The organism is Kitasatospora sp. NPDC085895 (genome assembly GCF_040702125.1).
GTDB lineage: Bacteria > Actinomycetota > Actinomycetes > Streptomycetales > Streptomycetaceae > Kitasatospora > Kitasatospora arboriphila.
In genome coordinates, this window is sequence record NZ_JBFBJY010000016.1 from 35814 (window position 1) to 57632 (window position 21819).

The window sequence follows — 21819 nt, forward strand, 5'->3', positions numbered from 1 at the left end:
GCGCCCGGCAGGGTCGGGGAGTCAAGGTTACTCGGCAGTATGAATGTAACTTTCTGCAAGACCTTGCTGCCGGCCCGCCGTGACCTTCCGGCCCCGCGGTGCCCGGAAAGCGGGTGCCGTGCGCGCCGACCGTTTTCGGCCGTCCGTTTTCGGTTGGCCGTTTTCGAAAGATCGGCCGATCGGTCAGGCGGCGGGCGGCGGGGCGGTGCTCTTGCGGACGACCAGGCTGGTGGCGAGTTCCAGGCGGGCCGCGCTGCCGCCCTCGGCGCGCATCCGGATCAGCATCTGCGCGGCCTCCTCGGCCATCTGCCGAAGCGGCTGGTGGACGGTGGTGAGGGCCGGGCTCGTCCACTGGGCGATCGGCACGTCGTCGTAGCCGACCACCGACAGGTCGTCGGGGACCTTCAACCCGTGCACCCGGGCGGCCTCCAGGACGCCGAGCGCCTGCAGGTCGCTGCCGGCGAAGATCGCGGTCGGCCGCTCGGGGAGGGCCAGCAGCTCCATGGCGCGGCGGCGGCCGCCCTCGACGTGGAAGTCGCCGAAGGAGACGTAGCCGGGCGGGATCTCCAGGCCGGCCATGCCCATCGCGGAGCGGAAGCCGTCCAGCCGGGCCAGCGAGCAGAGCATGTCCTCGGGGCCGGTGATGATGGCGATCCGGCGGTGCCCGCACTCGACCAGGTGGCGGGTCGCGGCGAGGCCGCCGGCCCAGTTCGCCGAGCCCACCGACGGCACGTCCGGCTCGGGGTCGCCGGCCGGGTCGATGATGACGAACGGGATGGCGCGGGACCGGAGTTGCTGCTTCACCTCGAGCGGCAGGCTGGAGAAGACCAGCACCACGCCGAGCGGCCGGCGGCGCAGCACGCCCTCGATCCAGCTCGGGTCCGGGGCGTGCCGGGTGCCGCTCTCGGTGAGCACCACGCTGGCCTCGTGCTCCTTGGCGACGTTCTCGACGCCCTTGATCAGCTCCATCGCCCAGAGGTTGTCGAGCTCGGGGAAGACGATCTCAACGAGCGGCGCCTCCCAGGCCGATTTGGGCGTCCGCTGGTAGCCGTGGACCTCCAGCAGGCGCTCGACCTTGAGGCGGGTCGGGCGGGAGACGTCCTGCCTGCCGTTGAGAACTTTCGAAACCGTGGACACGGAGACGCCGGCCTCTTCTGCCACCTGGGCGAGCGTGACGCGGCCGTTCTCCTCCTCTTCTCGCATGGCGTGCAGCATAAGGCACGTGTCCAGGTCACGTTCCGGTAACTGCGCGACGGGGGGTTGACCCCCCTCGGAGCGCGGATCTAGCGTCGCAGCGCGCCAAGAATTTCGGCGAAGATGCCGAAAGATTTCGAAAGGCACCGCGATGAGAAGACACGCTCGGCTCTCCCGTTCCCTCGCCGCAGGCAGTGCGGCCGTGGTCCTGGGGATCACCCTGACGGCCTGCGGCAGCGGCTCCGGCTCCTCCGGGGACAGCGGTTCGGGAGAGATCCACGTCCTGGTCTACGGGGACGCCACCAACAAGGTCGAGAAGCAGATCGTCGACACCTTCAACAAGACGTCGAAGGTCAAGGCCGTCCTGGACACCATTCCGGGCGCCGACTACCAGCAGAAGCTGCAGACGATCATCAACACCAAGCAGGCCCCGGACGTCTTCTTCAACTGGGGCGGCGGCAGCATCAAGCCGTTCGTCGACGCCGGCCTGCTGATGCCGCTCGACGACATGATCGCCAAGGACCCGGGCCTCAAGGCCAACTTCCTGTCCTCGGTCTTCGACACCGCCGTGGTCGACGGCAAGGCCTACGGCGTCCCCATGCGCGGCACCCAGCCGGTGCTGCTCTTCAGCAACACCAAGGTCCTCGCCGACGCCGGCGTGAGTGCGCCCAAGACCTTCGACGAACTGCTCGCCGCGGTGCAGACGCTCAAGGGCAAGGGCGTCACCCCGATCGCCCTCGGGGGCGGCGACCAGTGGCCGACCCTGATGTGGTTCGAGTACCTCTACGACCGCGTCGCCGGCCCGGACCTGTTCAAGAAGGCGCTCGGCGGCGACAAGGCCGCCTGGGCGAGCGAGGACAGCAAGAAGGCCCTCGGCATGCTCAAGCAGCTCATCGACGCGGGCGCGTTCGGCACCAACTTCGACTCGGTGAAGTTCACCGACGGCGGCTCGCCCGCCCTGCTCGCCCGCGGCAAGGCCGCCTTCGAGCTGATGGGCTCCTGGGAGTACTCCACCCAGCAGGACGCCAGCCCCGACTTCACCAAGTCCAGCCTCGGCTACGGCTCCTTCCCGACCGTCACCGGCGGCAAGGGCGACCCGAAGAACGTCGTCGGCAACACCAACAACTTCTACTCGGTGCTGAAGAAGACCAAGCACCCGGAGGCCGTCGCGGAGTTCCTCAAGCTCCAGTACTCCGACGAGTTCGTCCAGGGCCAGCTGGCCATCGGCAACCTGCCGACCACCAGCAACACCCCCAAGTTCCTGAGCAGCGCGGCCAACCCGGCGTACTCCACCTTCCAGTTCGACCTGGTGAAGGCGGCGCCGTCGTTCCAGCTCTCCTGGGACCAGGCGTACCCGCCGGCCGCGATCACGCCCATCCACCAGGCCGTCCAGCAGTTCTTCAACGGCCAGATCGACGAGAACGGCTTCATCAAGGCCATGCAGGCCCTGCCGAACTCCTGACACCAGACGGGTCGCACCATGACCACAACTCTTGCCACCGGGGCCGTGACGCGGCGCCGACCGGCGAGCCGGACGGGCACCGCGGTGACCCGCCCCGGGTTCGCCTGGGCGCTCCCGGCCACGGTCTTCTTCGTCCTCTTCGCGATCGTGCCGCTCGTCCTGGTCGCCGTGCTGTCCTTCACCCGCTGGAACGGCCTCGGCTCACCGGAGTTCGCCGGCTTCGACAACTGGAACCGGCTTTTCGACGACCCCGTGATGGTCAAGAGCCTGTGGCTGAGCCTGCTGCTCACCCTGCTCGGCGTGGCCGTCCAGACCCCGGTCAGCATCCTGCTCGGGGTCTGGGCGGCCGGGCACCAGCGCAACCGGGCGGTGCTGTCGGCGATCTACTTCGTGCCGCTGCTGCTCTCCGCCACCGCCGTCTCGGTGCTCTGGCGGGCGCTGCTCGACCCCAACTTCGGCGTCCCGGCCGAGGCCGAGTGGCTGTTCGGCGACGGCAACCTGTTCGGCTCGCAGACCGGCGCGATCGGGGTGCTGGTGCTGGTCGGCGCCTGGCAGTTCACCCCGTTCCACACGCTCATCTACCAGGGTGCGGCCCGCGCCGTCCCGCCGGTGCTCTACCAGGCCGCCGCGATCGACGGGGCCGGCACCGTACGGCAGTTCTTCCACATCACGCTGCCGCAGCTGCGCAACGCGATCATCACCTCGGTGATCCTCATGGTGGTCGGCGGCCTCACCACCTTCGACACGGTGCTCATCCTCACCCAGGGCGGGCCCGGCACCGACACCACCATCAGCGCCTACTACATGTACCAGAAGGCCTTCAAGGGCTTCGACTTCGGCACCGGATCGGCGGTCGCGCTGCTGCTCGTCCTGGTCGCCACCGCCATCTCGCTCGCCGTCGTCCGGCTGTCCGGCTACGACCGGATGCGCAGCACCTCGGAGGGCCTGTGATGAGGCGACGCCCCAACGTCCTGGCCGGATTCGGCTCGCTGGTCTGGCTGTTCGTCGTCGGCCTGCCGCTGTACACCATGCTGGCCGCCACCCTGCAGAGCCGCGCCGACTACGCGGAGAGCGGCCCGCTCGGCCTGCCCCGGCACCTCACCCTGCAGAACTACCTCGACGACCTGCAGGGCGGCTTCGGCCAGTACTTCCTCAACACCGTGATCGTCACGGTGAGCGTGGTCGCCGTCGTGCTGCTGGTGGTGCCGCCGCTGTCCTACGCCATCGTGCGCAGCCGCGGCCGGACCACCGACCTGGCGTTCCGGCTCTTCCTGCTGGGCCTCGCGATCCCCGCGCAGGCGGTGATCGTGCCCATGTTCTACGTCATCAGCAAGGCCGGCCTGTACGACAACCTGATCGGCGTGATCCTGCCGACCGCGGCCTTCTCGCTGCCGGTCTGCACCCTCGTCCTCACCGGCGTGATGCGCGACATCACCCCCGAGCTCTACGAGGCGATGGCGATGGACGGCGCCACCCCCCGGCGGGTCTTCCTCCAGCTGGTGCTGCCGCTCTCCAAGGGCGGGCTCTCCACCATCACCGTCTTCTCCGCCCTCCAGGCGTGGAACGGCTTCCTCTTCCCGCTGGTGCTGACCCAGTCCGACGAGACCAAGGTGATCACCCTCGGCCTCTACGACTTCCAGACCCAGTACGGCATCAACGTCCCCGGGCTGCTGGCCGCCGTCGTGCTGTCCATGATCCCGATCCTGCTCGTCTACCTGTTCGCCCGCCGCGCCCTCGTCCAGGGGCTCATGGGCGTCGGAGGAAAGTGACCGACACATGAACCTGGCCGTAGAGACCGCCTCCGAAGTCCCCGCCTGGCAGGACACCGCCCGCGACCCGGGTGCACGGGCCGACGCCCTGATCGCCGCCATGACCCTCCGGGAGAAGATCGCCCAGCTGTTCGGCGTCTGGGTCGGCGCCTCCGACGAGGGCGGCGAGGTCGCCCCGTACCAGCACGAGATGGAGGAGCCGCCCGCCCTCGACACCCTGCTGCCGCACGGACTCGGACAGCTCACCCGGCCGTTCGGCACCGCCCCCGTCGACCCGGCCACCGGCGCGCTCTCGCTGATGCGCACCCAGCAGCGGATCGCCGCCGCCAACCGCTTCGGCATCCCCGCCGTCGCCCACGAGGAGTGCCTGGCCGGCTTCGCCGCCTGGAAGGCCACCGCCTACCCCGTGCCGCTCGCCTGGGGCGCCGCCTTCGACCCCGCACTGGTCCGCCGGATGGCCGCCGCGATCGGCCGCGACATGCGCGCGGTCGGCGTCCACCAGGGCCTCGCCCCCGTCCTGGACGTCGTCCGCGACGCCCGCTGGGGCCGCGTCGAGGAGACCGTCGGCGAGGACCCGTACCTGGTCGGCACCGTCGGCACCGCCTACGTGCAGGGCCTGGAGTCCGCCGGGATCGTCGCCACGCTCAAGCACTTCGCCGGGTACTCCGCCTCCCGCGCCGGCCGCAACCTCGCCCCCGTCGGGATGGGCGCCCGCGAACGCGCCGACGTCATCCTGCCGCCGTTCGAGATGGCCGTCCGCGAGGGCGGCGCCCGCTCCGTGATGCACGCCTACACCGACACCGACGGCGTGCCCTCCGCCGCCGACGACCGGCTGCTCACCGAACTCCTCCGCGACACCTGGGGCTTCACCGGCACGGTGGTCGCCGACTACTTCGGCATCGGCTTCCTGAGGACCCTGCACGGCATCGCCGGTAACTGGGCCGAGGCCGCCGGCGCCGCCCTCGCCGCCGGCGTCGACGTCGAACTGCCCACCGTGAAGACCTTCGGCGAACCGCTCGTCGAGGCGATCACCACCGGCCGGCTGCCCGAACGCCTCGTCGACCGGGCGCTGCGCCGCGTCCTCGTCCAGAAGGCCGAACTCGGCCTGCTCGACCCCGACTGGACGCCCGTCCCGGCCGTCCTCGCCGGCGCCGACCTCACCGACCCGGCCGCCCTGCGCGGCACCGTCGACCTCGACCCGGCCGGCAACCGCGAACTCGCCCGCGAGATCGCCGAGCAGTCCGTCGTCCTGCTCCGCAACGACGGCACCCTGCCGCTCGCCCGGCCCGCCCGGATCGCCCTGATCGGCCCCAACGCCGACGAGGCCACCGCCGTGCTCGGCTGCTACGCCTTCCCGGTGCACGTCGGCCGCCAGCACCCCGACACCCCGGTCGGCCTGCGGATGCCCACCCTGCGCGAGGCCCTCGCCGCCGAGTTCGACGGCGCCGAGATCCACACCGTCACCGGCACCGGCGTCGACGACGGCAGCACCGCCGGCTTCGCCGAGGCCGCGGCCCTCGCCCGCCGCGCCGACGTCGTCGTGCTCGCCCTCGGCGACCGCGCCGGCCTCTTCGGCCGCGGCACCAGCGGCGAGGGCTGCGACGCCGAGTCGCTGGAACTCCCCGGCGCCCAGCAGCAACTGCTCGACACCCTGCTCGACACCGGCACCCCCGTGGTGGTCGTCCTGCTCGCCGGCCGGCCCTACGCCCTCGGCCGCGCCGTGGACGAGGCCGCCGCGATCGTGCAGACCTTCTTCCCCGGCGAGGAGGGCACCGGTGCGCTCGCCGGCGTGCTCAGCGGCCGTGTCGAGCCGTCCGGCCGACTGCCCGTCAGCGTGCCGCGCCGCCCCGGCGTCCAGCCGTCCTCCTACCTGGCCGCCCGGCTCGCCGGACCCACCGACGTCTCCAGCACCGACCCCACCCCCGCGTACGGCTTCGGCCACGGCCTCACCTACACCGCCTTCGCCTGGTCCGACCTCGCCGTCGAGACCGGACGGACGGACACCGCGGGCGAGTTCCGGCTCTCCTTCACCGTCCGCAACACCGGCGGGCGGCCCGGCACCGAGGTCGTCCAGCTCTACCTGCACGACCCGGTCGCCTCCGTGGTGCAGCCCGTCCAGCGCCTGATCGGCTACCGGCGGGTGCCGCTCGGCCCCGGCGAGGAGTGCCGGATCACCGCGACCGTCCCCGCCGACCTGGCCTCCTTCACCGGCCGGGACGGCCTTCGGATCGTCGAACCCGGCACCCTGGAGCTGCGTCTCGCCGCCTCCAGCACCGACCCGCGGCTCACCGCCGAGGTCGAGCTCACCGGACCCGTCCGCACGGTCGACCACACCCGCCGGCTGCACCCCGTCCTCGACGTGCTCGACGTGCTCGACGTCCTCGACGTGCGGTAGCCCCCCGGACCCCACCTGCCCCGGCCCCATGCACCCCGGTACCGCTTCGCCGGAGTGCGGCGGCCGAGGCCGGGGCAGGTGGACCACGACGGAACGCACCACCGGCCGAAGGAGCCGACCTTGTACACCGACCTGCCCGAGGACCAGCTCCGCTCGTACCGCAGCGCCCAGACCGAGCCCGCCGACTTCGACGCCTTCTGGCGGAAGACCCTCGACGAGGCCCGGGCCGCGGGCGGCGACACCGCCGCCGTCCCCGTACCGACCGGCCTCACCACCGTCGACACCTTCGACGTCACCTTCCCCGGGTACGCCGGCGAGCCCGTCCGGGCCTGGCTCCGGCTGCCCCGCGGGGCGGACGGCCCGCTGCCCGCCGTCGTCCAGTACGTCGGCTACGGCGGCGGCCGCGGCCACGTCCTGGAGAACCTCGTCTGGGCCTCCGCCGGCTTCGCCCACCTGCAGATGGACAGCCGCGGCCAGGGCTCCGTCTGGAGCCGCGGCGACACCCCCGACTCCGGCCCCGCCGGACCGCAGGTCCCCGGTGTGATGACCCGCGGCATCGAGGACCCGCACGACTACTACTACCGGCGGCTGTTCACCGACGCCGTACGGGCCGTGGACGCCGTCCGCACGCTGCCGCAGGTGGACCCGGACCGGGTCGCCGTCCTCGGCAACAGCCAGGGCGGCGGCACCGCCCTCGCCACCGCCGGACTCGTCCCCGACCTCGCCGCGGTCGTCGCCCACGTGCCGTTCCTCTGCGACTTCCCGCGCGCCGTGGTGGTCACCGACGCCCACCCCTTCCGCGAGATCGCCGACTACCTGGCCGTCCACCGCGGCCACGACGAACAGGTGCACCGCACCCTCTCCTACGTGGACGGCGTGAACTTCGCCGCCCGCGCCGGCGCCCCCGCCAGGTTCTCCGCCGCACTCATGGACCAGACCGTCCCGCCGTCCACCGTGTTCGCCGCCCACAACGCCTACGCCGGACCGAAGGAGATCGACGTCTGGCGCTACAACGGCCACGAGGCCGGCGGCCCGGACGACGACGCCGCCGCCCTCCGCTTCCTCCGCCGCCACCTCGGCGCCCGAGCCGGGCGGGCCTCCGACGAGGGGCGCCCCTGACCGCAGCCCGGCGGGCGGGTACCGTCGGTGGGGACGGGGGAGGACCGGCAGTGCGCGTGACCTTGATCTCGGCGGCCATGAGCGAGGCCGTCCGGCAGGCCCGGTTCGACGACGGCGGACCGCTGGACGCCCTCGGACTGCGCGCGGCCGAGGCCGCCGCCGGCACCCTCCGCTCGGCCGGCCCCACCCCGGTCTCGCCGTCGCCGCGCTGCCGGCAGACCGCACACGCGCTGGGCCTGCCCGCACCGGTCGACGAACCCGTCCTGGCCGGCTGCGACAACGGGCGCTGGCGGGGCCGCACCCTCGACGAGATCGCCGCCGCCGAACCCGAGGCCCTCGCCCGCTGGCTCGCCGACCCCGCCGCAGCGCCCCACGGCGGCGAACCCCTGCAGGCCGTGCTGGACCGGGTCGCCGACTGGCTGGCCGCGCTGCCGCAGGACGCACCGGCCGTCACCGCCGTCGTCGAACCCGACGTCGTCCGCGCCGCCGCCGTGCACGCCCTCGGCGCCCCGGCCGCGGCCTTCTGGCGGCTCGACGTCCGCCCGCTGACCGCCACCCACCTCAGCGGCCGCGCGGGCCGCTGGAACCTCCGCTGCGGCGAACCGCTCTGACGCGGTGACACCCCCGCGCGCCCACCGGTGTCGGCACCGCACCCTAGGGTGACCCGTCATGACGACCCTGATGACCGACGCCGGCCCGATCGCCCCCGACGCCCCGGTCACCCGGACCGGCGGTCTGCCGCTCGCCCCGGCCGGCACGGCCTGGCCGCACTGCGCGACCTGCGGCGGCCCGATGCAGTTCCTCGCCCAGGTCCTGCTCGACGACCTCGGCCGGCACACCGGCACCGGGGCCGCGGACGGCCGCGCCCTGCTCGCGGTGTTCATGTGCCAGAACGATCCCGGCGGCTGCCAGGAGTGGGACGCCCGCGCCGGCGGCAACCTGGCCCTGCTGCTCCCCGTCGGCGGCAGCGGCCCGCTGCCCCTGCCCCCGCTGCCCGACGACCACGACGAGGACGACGGCGACCCCCGGCAGCTCGGCGCCGTCCGCGCCGTCGCCTACCGGCCGGACCCGGGCGGCGACTACGAGGCCGCCCGCCTCGAGCGGCGCGACGAAGACCCGCTGGGCCAGCTCGGCGGCGAACCCGCCTGGCTCCAGTACGACCAGACGCCCGACTGCCCGTCCTGCGACCGGGCCATGGCGATGGTCGTCCAGCTGGAGGAGGGGCCCGACCACCTCACCGCGATGAACTTCGGCAGCGGCAGCGCCTACGCCTTCGCCTGCGAGCCGTGCGGCCGAGCCGCCTTCCTCTGGCAGTGCTGACGAAGTCCGGCGGGCGGGCCGATCGTTCCCGCGCGACCCGCCCCGGGGCGTAGCCTTCCTGCATGGCAGAGAGCAAGGCCCGGACGGCCGGGCCACGGGCGGCGAAGCCGAGGAAGCCGGAGTCCCACCTGGGGATGGTGCGGCGGGCCCGGCGGATCAACCGGGCGCTCGCGGAGCAGTACCCGTACGCGCATCCGGAGCTGGACTTCGACAACCCCTTCCAACTGCTGGTGGCCACCGTGCTGTCGGCGCAGACGACCGACCTGCGGGTGAACCAGACCACCCCGGCGCTCTTCGCGAAGTACCCCACCCCCGAGGACATGGCCGCCGCCGTGCCGGAGGAGCTGGAGGAGATCATCCGGCCGACCGGCTTCTTCCGGAACAAGGCGAAGTCGCTGCTCGGCCTGTCCGCCGCGCTGCGGGACGACTTCGGCGGCGAGGTCCCCGGCCGCCTGGCGGACCTCGTCACCCTGCCCGGCGTCGGCCGCAAGACCGCCAACGTCGTCCTCGGCAACGCCTTCGGCGTCCCCGGCATCACCGTCGACACCCACTTCGGCCGGCTCGTCCGCCGCTTCGGCTGGACGCAGGAGGAGGACCCGGAGAAGGTCGAGGCCGCCGTCGCCGCGATCTTCCCCAAGTCCGAGTGGACGATGCTCTCGCACCGGGTCGTCTTCCACGGCCGCCGCGTCTGCCACTCCCAGAAGCCGGCCTGCGGCGCCTGCCCGATCACCGCCCTCTGCCCCTCCTTCGGAGCCGGCGAGACCGACCCGGAGAAGGCCGCCAAGCTGCTCAAGTACGAACTGGCCGGCAAGCCCGGCCAGCGGCTGCGCCCGCCCGCCGACTTCCCCGGGGAGGCCGCGGCCCGCGCCGAGGCCGACGCGCACGACGGCGAGGTCGCGGACATGGCGGTCGCCGGATGACCGTCGCCATCGAACGGGACGGCCTGCCCGAGTGGCTGCTGCCGGTCCGCACCGCCGCCGAGACCGTCCTCCCCGAGCAGCTCAGCCGCTTCCTGCCGCCGGCCTCCGGCGGCCGGCCCTCCGCGGTGCTGATGCTCTTCGGCCAGGGCGAGACCGGACCGGACCTGCTGCTGATCGAGCGGGCCCGCTCGCTGCGGTCGCACGCCGGCCAGCCGTCCTTCCCCGGCGGCGCCCTAGACCCGGAGGACGGTGACCCGGCCGGCCCCGGCCCGGTCGCCGCGGCGCTGCGGGAGGCCGAGGAGGAGACCGGTCTGGACCCGGCGGGCGTGCAGGTCTTCGCGACCCTGCCCGCGCTGTACATCCCGGTCTCCGGCTTCGTGGTGACCACCGTGCTGGGCTGGTGGCGCCGGGAGACCCCGGTCGGGCCGGTCGACCCGGCGGAGACCGGCGCGGTCTTCCGGGTGCCCCTGACCGACCTCACCGACCCGGCGAACCGGGCCCGGCTGCGCCACCCCTCGGGCCACGTCGGTCCGGCCTTCGAGGTGGCGGGCCGGCTGGTGTGGGGCTTCACCGCCGGGGTGATCGACCGGGTGCTGCACTACAGCGGCCTGGAACGTCCGTGGGACGTCCGGCGTACCCTGACCCTCTCCGAGGAGGCGCTGAACCTCACCCGGTCCGACCGGCAGCACGACAGGGGATCTCCCGCACCGCGCTGAGTCGCCGGACCAGGTGGCCCGTGGCGGTCCCGGGCTCCGTCCATGGGAGGGTATCGGCGTGAATGTCCTGGATCTGCTGTTGATCGCCGCCGCGGTGGGCTTCGCCGTGTCCGGCTACCGGCAGGGCTTCGTGGTGGGCGTGCTCTCCGTCCTCGGGTTCCTCGGCGGCGGCCTGATCGCCGTCCAGCTGCTGCCGCTGCTGCTGCACCGGCTCGGCCCGGGCACCACGGCCTCGGTGGTCGCCGTCGTGGTGGTGATCGTGTTCGCCGCGGTGGGCCAGGCGGTCACCACGCACTTCGGCTGGAAGCTGCGCGGCAGGATCGGCAGGGGGCGGGCGAAGACCCTGGACGCGATCGGCGGCTCGGTGGTCAACGTGATCTCGATGCTGCTGGTGGCCTGGCTGATCGGCTCGGCGCTGGCCGGCACCTCGCTGCCCACGGTCTCCAAGCAGGTCCGCACCTCGACGGTGCTCTCCACCGTGCAGGGCGTGCTGCCCTCGGACGCGCCGAACTGGTTCTCCGACTTCAGCAAGGAGCTGGCCCGCAACGGCTTCCCGCAGGTCTTCAACCCCTTCGAGCACGAGCCGATCACCGAGGTCGAGGCGCCGGACCCGGCCCTGGCCGGCAGCGAGGCCGTCCAGCGGGCCCGGCAGAGCCTGGTGAAGGTGGTCGGCACGGCGCCGTCCTGCGGCAAGACGCTGGAGGGCAGCGGCTTCGTCTTCGCCCCGCACCGGGTGATGACCAACGCGCACGTGGTGGGCGGCGTCGACGAGCCCACGGTGCAGATCGGCGGCACCGGCCGGGTCTACGACGCGACGGTGGTCCGGTACGACTGGCAGCGGGACATCGCCGTGCTCGACGTCCCCAAGCTGAACGCCCCGGCGCTGTCCTTCGCCGGCGAGGCGCGCACCAACGACAGCGCGATCGTCGCGGGCTTCCCGGAGAACGGCTCGTTCAACGTCCAGCCCGCCCGCATCCGCGGCCGGATCCAGGCCAACGGGCCGGACATCTACCACCGCGGCCAGGTCGTCCGCGACGTGTACTCGGTGCGCTCGCTGGTCCGCCAGGGCAACAGCGGAGGCCCGCTGCTCAGCCCGAACGGCGAGGTGTACGGCGTGGTCTTCGCCAAGTCGCTGGACAGCGCCGACACCGGCTACGTGCTCACCGCCGCCGAGGTGCACCAGGACGCCACGCTGGGGGAGAGCGCCACCGCCCGGGTGGACACCGAGGGCTGCGCGCTCTGACCGCCCGCCCGGGCGCCGCCGGTGGCCGGATCAGCCCTCGCGGCGCAGGCGGGCACCCACCCAGCGGGCCCGCCGGCCGAGGATACGGGGGATGCCGAGCCCGTGCGCCCCGGTGCCGTCCGGCTGTCCGGGGGCGCCCCCCCGGCGCCACTCGGACTGGTGGGACTGGCTCTGCGAGCTGCTGCTCCCACGACGGCGTCGGCGCGGTGCGGCATCGCGATCGGGCATCCAGGTCATACCGGGAGGATGCCCCTGGGCCAGGAGGAGTAACCGTCTCCGGACTTCCCACCTGGCTTATGCGACTGTCATATGAGTGATGGTCAGACTATCGGGTCCTGGTTCGGATACGCCGTACGGGCGGGCCGACCCGACGCTCAGTCCTTGTGCTGCCCCACCCAGGCCAGCAGTTCCTCGGTGAACTGCTCGGGGGTCTCCTCGTGCGGGAAGTGCCCCACCCCGGGCAGCAGCCGCCACCGGTACGGCGCCTCCACGTACTCGCCCGCCCCCAGCGCGGTGTGCGCCAGCAGCACCGGATCGGCGGCGCCCTGGACGTGCAGCGTCGGCGCGGTGATCGGCTTCTTCATCCGGCGCGCGAACTGCAGGCCGTCCGGGCGGGCCATCGACCGCATCAGCCAGCGGTACGGCTCGATCGAGCAGTGCGCCGTGGACGGGATCCGGATCGCCTGCCGGTACGCCTCCACCGCCTCCGGCTCGATCCCGTTCGGACCCGTCCAGGCCCGCAGGTACTCGCCGACCAGGGCGGCGTCGTCCGCGACCAGCCGCCGCTCCGGGATCCACGGCCGCTGGAAGCCCAGCACGTGCTCGAAGGCGGCGATCTGGCGCCGGTCGGTGAGCAGGGCGCGGCGCAGGTGCCGCGGGTGCGCCGCCGAGACGACCGTCAGGCTGCGGATCACCGAGGGCCGCATCACCGCCGCCACCCAGGCGAGCGAACCGCCGGTGGCGTGGCCCACGAGATGGGCGTGCCGCTCGCCGAGCGACCGGATCACGCCGGTGACGTCCAGCGCCAGGTTGGCCGGGTCGTAGCCGCGCGGCGTGCGGTCGCTGCCGCCGATGCCGCGCAGGTCCAGGGCGACCGCCCGGTACCCGGCCTCGGCGAGCGCGGTCAGCTGGTGGCGCCAGGCCCACCAGTACTCCGGCCAGCCGTGCACCAGCAGCACCAGCGGGCCGTCACCGGCCTCGGCGATGTGGAAGCGCGCCCCGTTGGCGGCCAGGTCGCGGTGCGTCCACGGCCCGGGCGAGCGGACGCTCCAGGCGACCCCGGCACCCGCAGGGTCCCCGGCGGGTCCGGGCGCGGGCCGTCCCGTGGCGGGCCGGGAGGTCCCGGGACGGGGCTCGGCGGGCTTCGCGGGTACGGGCTTCTGGTCCAGCGGCATACCGAGAGCCTGTCATACGCGTGCTACGAACACGTCTCCGGCACTCGCGTCGCTTCGCAACGATCCGGCACGGAGCGGCCGCACACCGGAACCGGCCCGGTGGCGGACACCCTGACGGGCCCGGGAACGGACACCCTGACGAGCCCGGGGACGGACACCGGTGCGCGTCGCCCGCGGGTCAGCGGATCCGGCCGAGCGCGCGGTCGATCTCCTCCTTGGTGGCCGGCCGCGGGCGCGCGTTCTTCAGCACGTCAGCGGTGGCCTGGGCGCCCTCGATCGTCCGGTGCGGCTTCTCGATCTTCTTGAACGAGCGCGCCGCCAGCAGGCCCAGCAGCGCGGCCAGCAGCAGGTAGGCGCCGCCGACGATCAGGAAGGACCAGCCGAGGGTCAGCCCGAGCGCCTGCAGGCCGTAGGCCGCGGCGAAGCTCAGCATCGGGACGGACGCGAGCGCCACCACGCCGGCGACCGAGACGGAGACGCCCCCGGTCACACCGCGCTTGACGTCGGCCCGGATCTCCGCCTTGGCCAGCGCGATCTCGTCGTGCACCAGGGCGGAGAGGTCGTTGGTCGCCGCCGCGAACAGCTCGCCGATGGAACGCTCGCCCTCGTAGGGGGCCCGGCCTGCGGTTCCTGCGGACATCGGCGGTTCTCCTTCGCGGCGGCTGCACTCGTTCGACAGCTCAGCATCATGCCTCCCCCGGCAGTCCGCACACCACTCCGGCCCCCGGTTCGGCGGCGTGTCAGGAGACTGCGCGTCAGTTCGGGCGCCCGTAGACGTCCGGGACGCCGTCGTGGTCGGAGTCCACGTTCTCCTCCTCGTACAGCAGGCGGTAGTGCCGGGTGCGGAGCTTCAGCAGGACGGTGGCGAACACCGCGCACAGCACCGAACCCGTCAGCACGGCCTCCTTGGCCTGCTCGGCCAACGCGTGGTCGTCGGGGAAGGCCAGTTCGCTGATCAGCAGGGAGACGGTGAAGCCGATGCCCGCCAGGGTGGAGAGCGCGAACACGTCCCCCCAGCCGAGCTGCGGATTGAGCTGCGCGCGGGTGTAGCGCGCCGCGAGCCACGTCCCGCCGAACACCCCGATCGACTTGCCCACCACCAGACCGAGCACCACGCCGAGCGGGGCGGCCTCCGAGAACACCTCGGCGAGCGCCTTGCCCGACACCGGGACCCCGGCCGCGAACAGCGCGAACAGCGGCACCGCGACACCCGCCGACAGCGGCCGCACCAGGTGTTCGACGTGCTCGCCGGGGGAGTGCTCCTCGCCCGGCCGGGTGCGGCAGCGCAGCAGCATGCCCATCGCCACACCGGCCACCGTCGCGTGAACCCCGCTCTCGTGCATCAGCGCCCAGATCACCAGCGCCAGCGGCACGTAGAGGTACCAGCCGTGCACCTCGCGCCGGTTCAGCAGCCAGAACAGCACCAGCCCGGCCAGCGACAGCCCCAGCGCCCAGAACTTGATCTCCGAGGTGTAGAAGACCGCGATGATCAGGATCGCGATCAGGTCGTCCACCACCGCGAGCGTGAGCAGGAAGGCCCGCAGCGCGGACGGCAGCTGACTGCCCACCACCGCCAGCACGCCGAGCGCGAAGGCGATGTCCGTCGCGGTCGGGATCGCCCAGCCTCCGGGGTGCCCGCCGGGCGCGAGGTTCACCAGGGTGAAGATCACCGCGGGCAGGACCACCCCGCTCACCGCGGCCGTCACCGGAAGCAGCGCCGCGCTCGGCGTCCGCAGCTCGCCCGAGGTGAACTCGCGCTTGAGCTCGATGCCCGCCACGAAGAAGAAGATCGCCAGCAGCCCGTCCGCGGCCCAGGCCTCCACGGTGAGGTCCAGGTGCAGCGGCTTCGACGGCCCGATCGTGTACTCGCTCACCGACTCGTAGGAACCCGGCCAGACGTTGGCCCACACGAGTGCGGCGACCGCGGCCAGCAGCAGCAGCACACCGCCGACCGTCTCGGTGCGCAGCGCGTCCAGGATGATCCGCCGTTCGGGCAGCGGCAGCAGCCCGAGGAACGTCAGGCGCTGCCTGCCCGTCTCCGCGGTGGCGCCCGTGCCGGTGGCGCCCGTGTCGACGGCCGCGCCCGTGTCGGTGTCCGCGTTCGTGTCCGCGGCGGTGCCCGTCTCCTCGGTCGCGTCCGTCCGGTCGGACGGGGTCTGCGGCTGCGGGTCCGGGCGGCGCGGGCGGTCGGGCACGGGCGGCTGGTCGGGCGCGGGCGGTGTGGCCACGGCGGGACCTCCTGGGGCTCGGGCGGGCGATCTCCCCGTGCGGGGGACACCTGTCGTACGGATGCCGACCAGACTTCCCGGCGCGCCTCGGAGCGGTCCTGACGCCCCACCGCATTCTACGGAGTGCGCGACGGCGGCGGATCGGGCGCAGTCTATGCAGGCCGACGGCGGCGGCCGGGCGACGCGACCGGGCACCGGGAGGGCCGTCGGCCACCGTCCCCCGGACGGCGTGCGACCGGATGCGCGAACCGCAGGTCGTCCCTATCGTCGTCGGCGCCGAGGGCGGCGAGCTGCTCGGGGAACTGCTCCGCCACCACGGTTCGACCCGGGCTTCACCGCGTTCGCCGGACACGCCACGGACCGGCGCCCCGCGAGAGCGGGGAGCCGGCCCGTGATGGTGTGTCAGTCCTCGCTCGGCGCGGTCGGCAGCTGGGCCTGGATGAGGTTCATCACCGAGGAGTCGGCGAGCGTGGTGACGTCGCCGATCTCGCGGTTCTCGGCGACGTCGCGCAGCAGGCGACGCATGATCTTGCCGGAGCGGGTCTTGGGGAGCTCGTTGACCAGCAGGATCCGCTTGGGCTTGGCGATCGGGCCGAGGGTGCGGCCGACGTGGTTGCGCAGGTCGGCGATCAGGTCGTCGTCGGCCTCGGCGGTGCCGCGCAGGATGACGAAGGCGACGATGGCCTGGCCGGTGGTGGCGTCCGTGGCACCGACCACGGCCGACTCGGCGACCGCCGGGTGCGAGACCAGCGCGGACTCGACCTCGGTGGTGGAGATGTTGTGGCCGGACACCAGCATGACGTCGTCGACCCGGCCGAGCAGCCAGATGTCGCCGTCCTCGTCCTTCTTCGCGCCGTCGCCGGCGAAGTACCGGCCCTCGAAGCGGGACCAGTAGGTGTCCAGGTAGCGCTGGTCGTCGCCCCAGACGGTGCGGAGCATGGACGGCCACGGCTCGGTCAGCACCAGGTAGCCGCCGGAGCCGTCGGGGACCTCACGGGCCTCGTCGTCGACCACGGTCGCGGCGATGCCGGGCAGCGCGCGCTGGGCGGAGCCGGGCTTGGTCTCGGTGACGCCGGGCAGTGGGCTGATCATGATGGCGCCGGTCTCGGTCTGCCACCAGGTGTCCACGATCGGACAGCGGCCGCCGCCGATGTGCTCGCGGTACCAGACCCACGCCTCGGGGTTGATCGGCTCGCCGACGCTGCCGAGCACCCGCAGGCTGGACAGGTCGAACTTGGCGGGGATGTCGTCGCCCCACTTCATGAAGGTGCGGATCGCGGTCGGCGCGGTGTAGAGGATCGTCACGCCGTACTTCTGCACGATCTCCCAGAACCGGCCCTGGTGCGGGGTGTCCGGGGTGCCCTCGTAGATGACCTGGGTGGCGCCGTTGGCGAGCGGCCCGTACACGATGTACGAGTGCCCGGTGACCCAGCCGATGTCGGCGGTGCACCAGTACACGTCGGTCTCCGGCTTGAGGTCGAAGACGGCGTGGTGGGTGTAGGAGGCCTGGGTGAGGTAGCCGCCGGTGGTGTGCAGGATGCCCTTCGGCTTGCCCGTGGTGCCCGAGGTGTAGAGGATGAACAGCGGGTGCTCGGCCTCGTGGCCCTCGGGGGTGTGCTCGGTCGACTGGCGGTCGACGACGTCGTGCCACCAGACGTCGCGGCCCTCGGTGAAGGCGGTGTCCTGTCCGGTGCGGCGCACCACGAGGACGTGCTCGACACCGGGGCAGCGGTCGAGCGCCTCGTCGATGGCGGGCTTGAGCGCGGACGGCCTGCCGCGGCGGTGGCCGCCGTCGGCGGTGATGACGAGCTTGGCGTCGGCGTCCTGGATGCGGGAGGCGACGGCGTCGGCGGAGAAGCCGCCGAAGACGACGGAGTGGGTGGCGCCGATCCGGGCGCAGGCGAGCATCGAGACGACGGCCTCGGGGATCATCGGGAGGTAGATCGCCACCCGGTCGCCCTTGTGGACGCCCAGCTCGAGCAGCGCGTTCGCGGCCCGCGAGACCTCGTCCTTCAGGTCGGCGTAGGTGATGGTGCGGGTGTCGCCGCCCTCGCCCTCGAAGTGGATCGCGACCCGGTCGCCGAGGCCAGCCTCGACGTGCCGGTCGACGCAGTTGTACGCGACGTTGATCCGCCCGTCGGCGAACCACTTCGCGAACGGGGGGTTGCTCCAGTCCAGGGTCTCGGTCGGCTCGACGGACCAGGAGAGGCGGCGGGCCTGCTCGGCCCAGAAGGCGAGCCGGTCCTCGGAGGCCTGCCCGTAGGCGTCCGCGGTCACGTTCGCGGACGCGGCCAGGGCGGCCGGCGGCGCGAAGCGGCGCTCCTCCTTGAGCAGATTGGCCAGGCTCTCGTTGCTCAACGCGCACTCCTCATCGAGTCTCATCTGCCGGGTGATCCCCTGCGGGATTGTCCCGTGTGTCCCAGCACACAGCTCATCAGGCGAACGGGTGTGTTGACAAGAGCCTCCCGAGAATTGGTGTAGACCTTTCGCGGGGTTCGCCGCCGACCGGTCCGAGTGCCCGGCGGGCACCGAGCGGGACGGGAACGAGACGGGGAGCGGCACAGAGGCGGGGGCGGGGAGTGGCAGGGGCGGCGCGCGGCGGGACGGCGGCGGGACGGGCGGCCCCGCACGGCCGAGGTGCAGGTGAACGTCGGGAGGCCGGCTCCGGCGGCGTGGGTGCACGGACGGAGGCACGATCGGCCACCCGGCGCCAGGCGTCGGGTGGAGGCGTGCGCGGCGCGGTGCCCGCCGGGTGTGCCTCCGGGGGGGGCGCCGTGCGGAGCGGGTGGGTCGGACGGACCCGTGGACCGGTGGGGTGCGCAGCGTGCTTGCCGCGGCTGTCCGTCCGGCGGCGGTGGAGGTGCGGTCGGTGGGCGCTTGCGACGGTTCCGCCGGGGCAGCCGGCTACGGATCGCCGTCGGCCGTGGAACGGATGCTGCAGGAGTACTTGACGACCCGACGCATCGGTACTCCACTGACCGGGCGGGCCTGTGGCTTCGGCCGCGGGCCCGACCAACGACGCACCCTCGCGTGAGGGGGGCAGAGTCATGTCGGCCGCACCTCCGCGATCCTCCTCCGTGCCCCTCCCCGGTGATTTCGCCGTCGTCCGCATGGACGGCCGGGTGAGTCGCCTCATCCGGATCGGCCAGTGGCTCAACGGCAGCGGTTTCGCCGACTACGAGCACGCCTTCGTCTTCGTGGGCGACGGGCGACTGGTCGAGGCGCAGCCCGGCGGCGCCGAACTGCGCCCCCTCTCGGTGTACGACGGCCGACCGGCGCTCTGGTCCACCGGCAGGTACGCCTTGACGGGTGCCCAGCGGGCGGCTGTCGTCGCGGCCGCCCGCGGGTACATCGGGGTGCCCTACAGCGCGGCCGACTACTTCGCGCTGGCCGCGCACCGCCTCCGTCTGCCGGTCGGTCCGCTCATCAAGGGCTATGTGGCGAGCAGCCGCCACATGATCTGCTCCCAGCTGGTCGACCAGTGCTACCTGGACGCCGGTGTCCATCTGTTCTCGGACGGCCGGTGGCCGGGGTACGTCACACCGGCCGACCTGGCGAAGCTGCTACTGGCCTGACGGGCGGTCACAGGGGAGTCGCGGAGGCGTGGTCGCTCTGCCGCCGTGGCCCGGCCGTCGTGCAGACGGGCGTCAGGCCGTCACCGGTGTTCGCTGCTGCAGCGGTTCGCCGCAGTGCTCGGCAGAGACCGGGGCGAACCGCCCGGTGCCGTTGTCCAGGACGTACGCCTGGGCGGTCGCGAAGTCGAAGTACATCCCGACCAGACGCAGGGTGCCGGCGGCCACGCGGCGTTCGACCGCGGGATTGGCCAGCAGTTGGTCGAGCTGCTGGACCACGTTGGTGATGCAGAGCTCCTCGACCGGGTCGGCGGCGGGTCGGTCGGTGAAGCTCGCGGGCGCACGCTTGGAGCGGGCGAGCGAGCCACGGCCGTTGCGCAGCCAGCGCACGAGCGGGGTCGGCGTGCCGGGCTGCTCGTGGATGCCGTCCAGCAGGGCCTTCATCGCGCCGCAGCCGGAGTGCCCGCAGACCGTGATCGAGCCGACCTCCAGCACCTCGACCGCGTACTGCACGGCAGCCGCCACCGAGTCGTCCGCAGCGCCCGGTTCGTGGGGGGCGGGGACGAGGTTGCCGACGTTCCGGACCGTGAAGAGGTCGCCCGGGCCGCTACTGGTGATCATGCTGGTGACCATCCGCGAGTCGGCGCAGGTGAGGAACAGCTGTGAGGGCGTCTGGCCCTCGCGGGCGAGCCGGGCCAGTTCCTGCCGGACGAGTGGTGCGGTGTGCTCCTGGAAGCCCCGCACGCCGTCGAGCAGTCGGCCGTGTGCGTCGCCGCCGTCCTGCTCGATGCTGTGGTGGCCCATCCACGGTGTCCAGGCCCGGAACTGCCGCGCTCCTGCGGCCGGATCCGGCTCCATGGTGCCGTCGGGGTCGAGTGCCGCGTCCCGGCCGTGCTGGTCGGTCACCATCGCGACCCGCCCGCCGGCGGCCTGGTACATGGCCCGCCAGGTGTGCAGCGCCTCGTACGCGGCGTGGTCGAGGAAGCTGCCGTCGTGGTGGACGGTGACCGCCGCGCCGGGGGGAATCCGGCCGAGGGTGCGGCTGAGCCGGGGGACGGCGGCGAAGGTGAGCGGCCCGTGCGTCCGGACGCGGTGGGAGCCGTCGGGCTCGGCGGTGACGTCGACGCGGGCGCGGGTCAGCCGGTGGAGGGCGAGCAGGCCGGCGACCGTTCCGCCGAGCGTCACGCCGAGCGGGACGCCGAGGCCCACCACGCCGAGCACGGTGACCAGGTAGACCGGGAACTCGCGGTGCCGGTGGATGCGCCTGATGTGGGCGTAGCTGACCATCTGCACGCCGACGACGAGCACGAGGGCGGCCAGGGCCGCGAGCGGGATGCGGCGCAGCCCGCCGGCCAGGGCCAGTGCGGCCAGCACCACCCAGCAGCCGTGCAGGACGGCCGACCACCGGGAGACGGCGCCGGCCTGCACGTTGGCCGTGCTGCGGACGGCGCCGCCGGCCACCGGCAGGCCGCCGAACAGGCCGGAGACCATGTTCGCCAGGCCCTGGCCGCGCAGCTCGCGGTCCAGGTCGCTGGTGGTGTGCGTCATCCGGTCGACCGCGACCGAGGAGAGCAGCGACTCCACACCGGCGACGGCGGTGACCGTCAGGACCACGGTGAGCAGGTCCGACCAGTGCTCGGCGAGCAGCCGGCCGCTCGGGGCCGCGGCGAGTGCGTGGTGCTGCCAGCCGGGCAGTTCGACCCGGGCGAGGTGCAGGCCGAGGGTGAGGGAGAGGGTCGTGCCCGCGGCGACGGCGACGAGGGCGGCCGGCAGCCGGGCGAGCCGTGTGCCGATCCGGCCGGCGGCACCGGGGAGGCGGCCGAGGCGGGGCCAGCAGAAGAGCACGGCGACGGCGAGCGCGCCGACCGCCAGGGCCGGCGGGTGGGGCCCGGCCAACTGACCCGGGAGCGCGCGGAGGTTGGCGAGGGCGGAGCTCTGCGGCGATCCGCCGAGCACGACGTGGAGCTGGGCGATGGCGATGGCGAGGCCCACGCCCGTCAGCATCCCGTGCACGATCGCCGGGGAGACGGCGAGCGCCGCGCGGGCCACGCGCAGCGAGCCGAGCAGGAGCTGGAGCAGGCCGGCCGCGACGGTCACCGCGCAGGCGATCCGCCAGCCGTACTGGGCGACCACACCGGCGGTGATCACGGTCAGGGCCGCCGAGGGGCCGCTGACCTGGAGGGGAGTGCCGCCGAGCAGACCGGCCACCAGGCCGCCGGCGGCGGCGGCGACCAGGCCTGCCGTCAGTGGCGCGCCGGTGGCGAGGGCGATGCCGAGGGAGAAGGGCACCGCGATGAGGAAGACCGCCAGCGAGGCCGGCAGGTCGTGGAGGAGTGCGGAGCGGCCTCGGCCGCCCGCCCGTCCGGGGCGGGGCGCCGACCCGGACGACCGGCCGCCGTACGGCGGCGCGTGGTCGGTGGTGTCCGAGGCGATGGGTGCGGAGGAGATGTCGAGGGTCATGGTGTCCCGTCTTCCGGGGGAACGTAC

The 21819-nt window shown here is 73.3% G+C and carries 18 protein-coding genes; 11 read left to right on the forward strand and 7 right to left on the reverse strand.

Annotated features, from left to right (window positions below; translation table 11 throughout):
* Positions 1-183: 183 nt before the first annotated feature.
* The gene (locus AB0442_RS13220) at positions 184-1215 is read right to left on the reverse strand and encodes a LacI family DNA-binding transcriptional regulator (RefSeq protein ID WP_363540982.1); all 1032 of its coding nucleotides are present in this window, start codon (positions 1213-1215) and stop codon (positions 184-186) included.
* 130 nt (positions 1216-1345) lie between these two features.
* Here AB0442_RS13220 and AB0442_RS13225 point away from each other — a divergent pair, with 130 nt between their 5' ends.
* The 10 genes from AB0442_RS13225 (at position 1346) to AB0442_RS13270 (ending at position 12138) form a co-directional block, all read left to right on the forward strand.
* Positions 1346-2656 (forward strand): extracellular solute-binding protein, encoded by a 1311-nt coding sequence (locus AB0442_RS13225; RefSeq protein WP_363540981.1) that lies wholly within the window; start codon positions 1346-1348, stop codon positions 2654-2656.
* A gap of 18 nt (positions 2657-2674) precedes the next feature.
* On the forward strand, positions 2675-3607 hold the full coding sequence (locus AB0442_RS13230; protein WP_366162656.1) for a sugar ABC transporter permease: 933 nt from the start codon (positions 2675-2677) through the stop codon (positions 3605-3607).
* Positions 3607-4425, forward strand: coding sequence for a carbohydrate ABC transporter permease (locus AB0442_RS13235; RefSeq protein ID WP_344622830.1), 819 nt, complete (start codon positions 3607-3609; stop codon positions 4423-4425). The genes AB0442_RS13230 and AB0442_RS13235 overlap by 1 nt, the downstream gene beginning before the upstream one ends.
* Positions 4426-4432: 7 nt before the next feature.
* Entirely contained in the window at positions 4433-6820 is a 2388-nt protein-coding gene (locus AB0442_RS13240) for a glycoside hydrolase family 3 N-terminal domain-containing protein (protein ID WP_366162657.1), read from the forward strand.
* 120 nt (positions 6821-6940) lie between these two features.
* Positions 6941-7939, forward strand: coding sequence for an acetylxylan esterase (locus tag AB0442_RS13245; RefSeq protein ID WP_366162658.1), 999 nt, complete (start codon positions 6941-6943; stop codon positions 7937-7939).
* A gap of 77 nt (positions 7940-8016) precedes the next feature.
* Complete coding sequence (locus AB0442_RS13250) at positions 8017-8550, forward strand: histidine phosphatase family protein (protein WP_366162751.1); 534 nt, start codon at positions 8017-8019, stop codon at positions 8548-8550.
* Between the two features lie 58 nt (positions 8551-8608).
* Positions 8609-9259, forward strand: coding sequence for a hypothetical protein (locus AB0442_RS13255; RefSeq protein WP_366162660.1), 651 nt, complete (start codon positions 8609-8611; stop codon positions 9257-9259).
* Positions 9260-9321: 62 nt separating this feature from the next.
* Entirely contained in the window at positions 9322-10179 is an 858-nt protein-coding gene (gene nth / locus AB0442_RS13260) for an endonuclease III (protein WP_366162662.1), read from the forward strand.
* A complete protein-coding gene (locus tag AB0442_RS13265) occupies positions 10176-10895 on the forward strand; it encodes a CoA pyrophosphatase (protein ID WP_344622825.1) in 720 nt (239 codons plus the stop codon). The genes nth and AB0442_RS13265 overlap by 4 nt, the downstream gene beginning before the upstream one ends.
* 58 nt (positions 10896-10953) lie before the next feature.
* Positions 10954-12138, forward strand: a complete 1185-nt coding sequence (locus AB0442_RS13270) for a MarP family serine protease (protein WP_366162664.1) — start codon at positions 10954-10956, stop codon at positions 12136-12138.
* A 30-nt stretch (positions 12139-12168) separates the two neighbouring features.
* Here AB0442_RS13270 and AB0442_RS13275 read toward each other — a convergent pair whose 3' ends face one another.
* From AB0442_RS13275 to acs, 5 genes are all read right to left on the reverse strand, one after another.
* Complete coding sequence (locus AB0442_RS13275; RefSeq protein ID WP_366162665.1) at positions 12169-12375, reverse strand: hypothetical protein; 207 nt, start codon at positions 12373-12375, stop codon at positions 12169-12171.
* A 137-nt stretch (positions 12376-12512) separates the two neighbouring features.
* Complete coding sequence (locus tag AB0442_RS13280; RefSeq protein WP_366162667.1) at positions 12513-13532, reverse strand: alpha/beta hydrolase; 1020 nt, start codon at positions 13530-13532, stop codon at positions 12513-12515.
* Positions 13533-13710: 178 nt separating this feature from the next.
* Positions 13711-14172, reverse strand: a complete 462-nt coding sequence (locus AB0442_RS13285; RefSeq protein WP_344622821.1) for a phage holin family protein — start codon at positions 14170-14172, stop codon at positions 13711-13713.
* A 115-nt stretch (positions 14173-14287) separates the two neighbouring features.
* Entirely contained in the window at positions 14288-15553 is a 1266-nt protein-coding gene (gene nhaA, locus AB0442_RS13290) for a Na+/H+ antiporter NhaA (RefSeq protein WP_366162752.1), read from the reverse strand.
* A gap of 609 nt (positions 15554-16162) precedes the next feature.
* Entirely contained in the window at positions 16163-18118 is a 1956-nt protein-coding gene (acs, locus tag AB0442_RS13295; protein WP_366162669.1) for an acetate--CoA ligase, read from the reverse strand.
* Between the two features lie 764 nt (positions 18119-18882).
* On the opposite strand from acs, the gene AB0442_RS13300 reads away from it, so the two are divergent.
* The gene (locus AB0442_RS13300) at positions 18883-19335 is read left to right on the forward strand and encodes a hypothetical protein (RefSeq protein WP_366162671.1); all 453 of its coding nucleotides are present in this window, start codon (positions 18883-18885) and stop codon (positions 19333-19335) included.
* A 72-nt stretch (positions 19336-19407) separates the two neighbouring features.
* On the opposite strand, the gene AB0442_RS13305 is transcribed toward AB0442_RS13300, so the two are convergent.
* Positions 19408-21792 carry a solute carrier family 23 protein gene (locus tag AB0442_RS13305; protein WP_366162672.1) on the reverse strand — a complete coding sequence of 795 codons (2385 nt, stop codon included), beginning with the start codon at positions 21790-21792 and terminating at the stop codon, positions 19408-19410.
* Positions 21793-21819: the final 27 nt, after the last annotated feature.

Bases quoted from the DNA above. Each gene is read 5' to 3' on its own strand.
- AB0442_RS13220 (WP_363540982.1), bottom strand. From the start codon at position 1,215: ATGCTGCACGCCATGCGAGAAGAGGAGGAGAACGGCCGCGTCACGCTC.
- AB0442_RS13225 (WP_363540981.1), top strand. From the start codon at position 1,346: ATGAGAAGACACGCTCGGCTCTCCCGTTCCCTCGCCGCAGGCAGTGCG.
- AB0442_RS13230 (WP_366162656.1), top strand. From the start codon at position 2,675: ATGACCACAACTCTTGCCACCGGGGCCGTGACGCGGCGCCGACCGGCG.
- AB0442_RS13235 (WP_344622830.1), top strand. From the start codon at position 3,607: ATGAGGCGACGCCCCAACGTCCTGGCCGGATTCGGCTCGCTGGTCTGG.
- AB0442_RS13240 (WP_366162657.1), top strand. From the start codon at position 4,433: ATGAACCTGGCCGTAGAGACCGCCTCCGAAGTCCCCGCCTGGCAGGAC.
- AB0442_RS13250 (WP_366162751.1), top strand. From the start codon at position 8,017: ATGAGCGAGGCCGTCCGGCAGGCCCGGTTCGACGACGGCGGACCGCTG.
- AB0442_RS13255 (WP_366162660.1), top strand. From the start codon at position 8,609: ATGACGACCCTGATGACCGACGCCGGCCCGATCGCCCCCGACGCCCCG.
- nth (WP_366162662.1), top strand. From the start codon at position 9,322: ATGGCAGAGAGCAAGGCCCGGACGGCCGGGCCACGGGCGGCGAAGCCG.
- AB0442_RS13265 (WP_344622825.1), top strand. From the start codon at position 10,176: ATGACCGTCGCCATCGAACGGGACGGCCTGCCCGAGTGGCTGCTGCCG.
- AB0442_RS13275 (WP_366162665.1), bottom strand. From the start codon at position 12,375: ATGACCTGGATGCCCGATCGCGATGCCGCACCGCGCCGACGCCGTCGT.
- AB0442_RS13280 (WP_366162667.1), bottom strand. From the start codon at position 13,532: ATGCCGCTGGACCAGAAGCCCGTACCCGCGAAGCCCGCCGAGCCCCGT.
- AB0442_RS13285 (WP_344622821.1), bottom strand. From the start codon at position 14,172: ATGTCCGCAGGAACCGCAGGCCGGGCCCCCTACGAGGGCGAGCGTTCC.
- AB0442_RS13305 (WP_366162672.1), bottom strand. From the start codon at position 21,792: ATGACCCTCGACATCTCCTCCGCACCCATCGCCTCGGACACCACCGAC.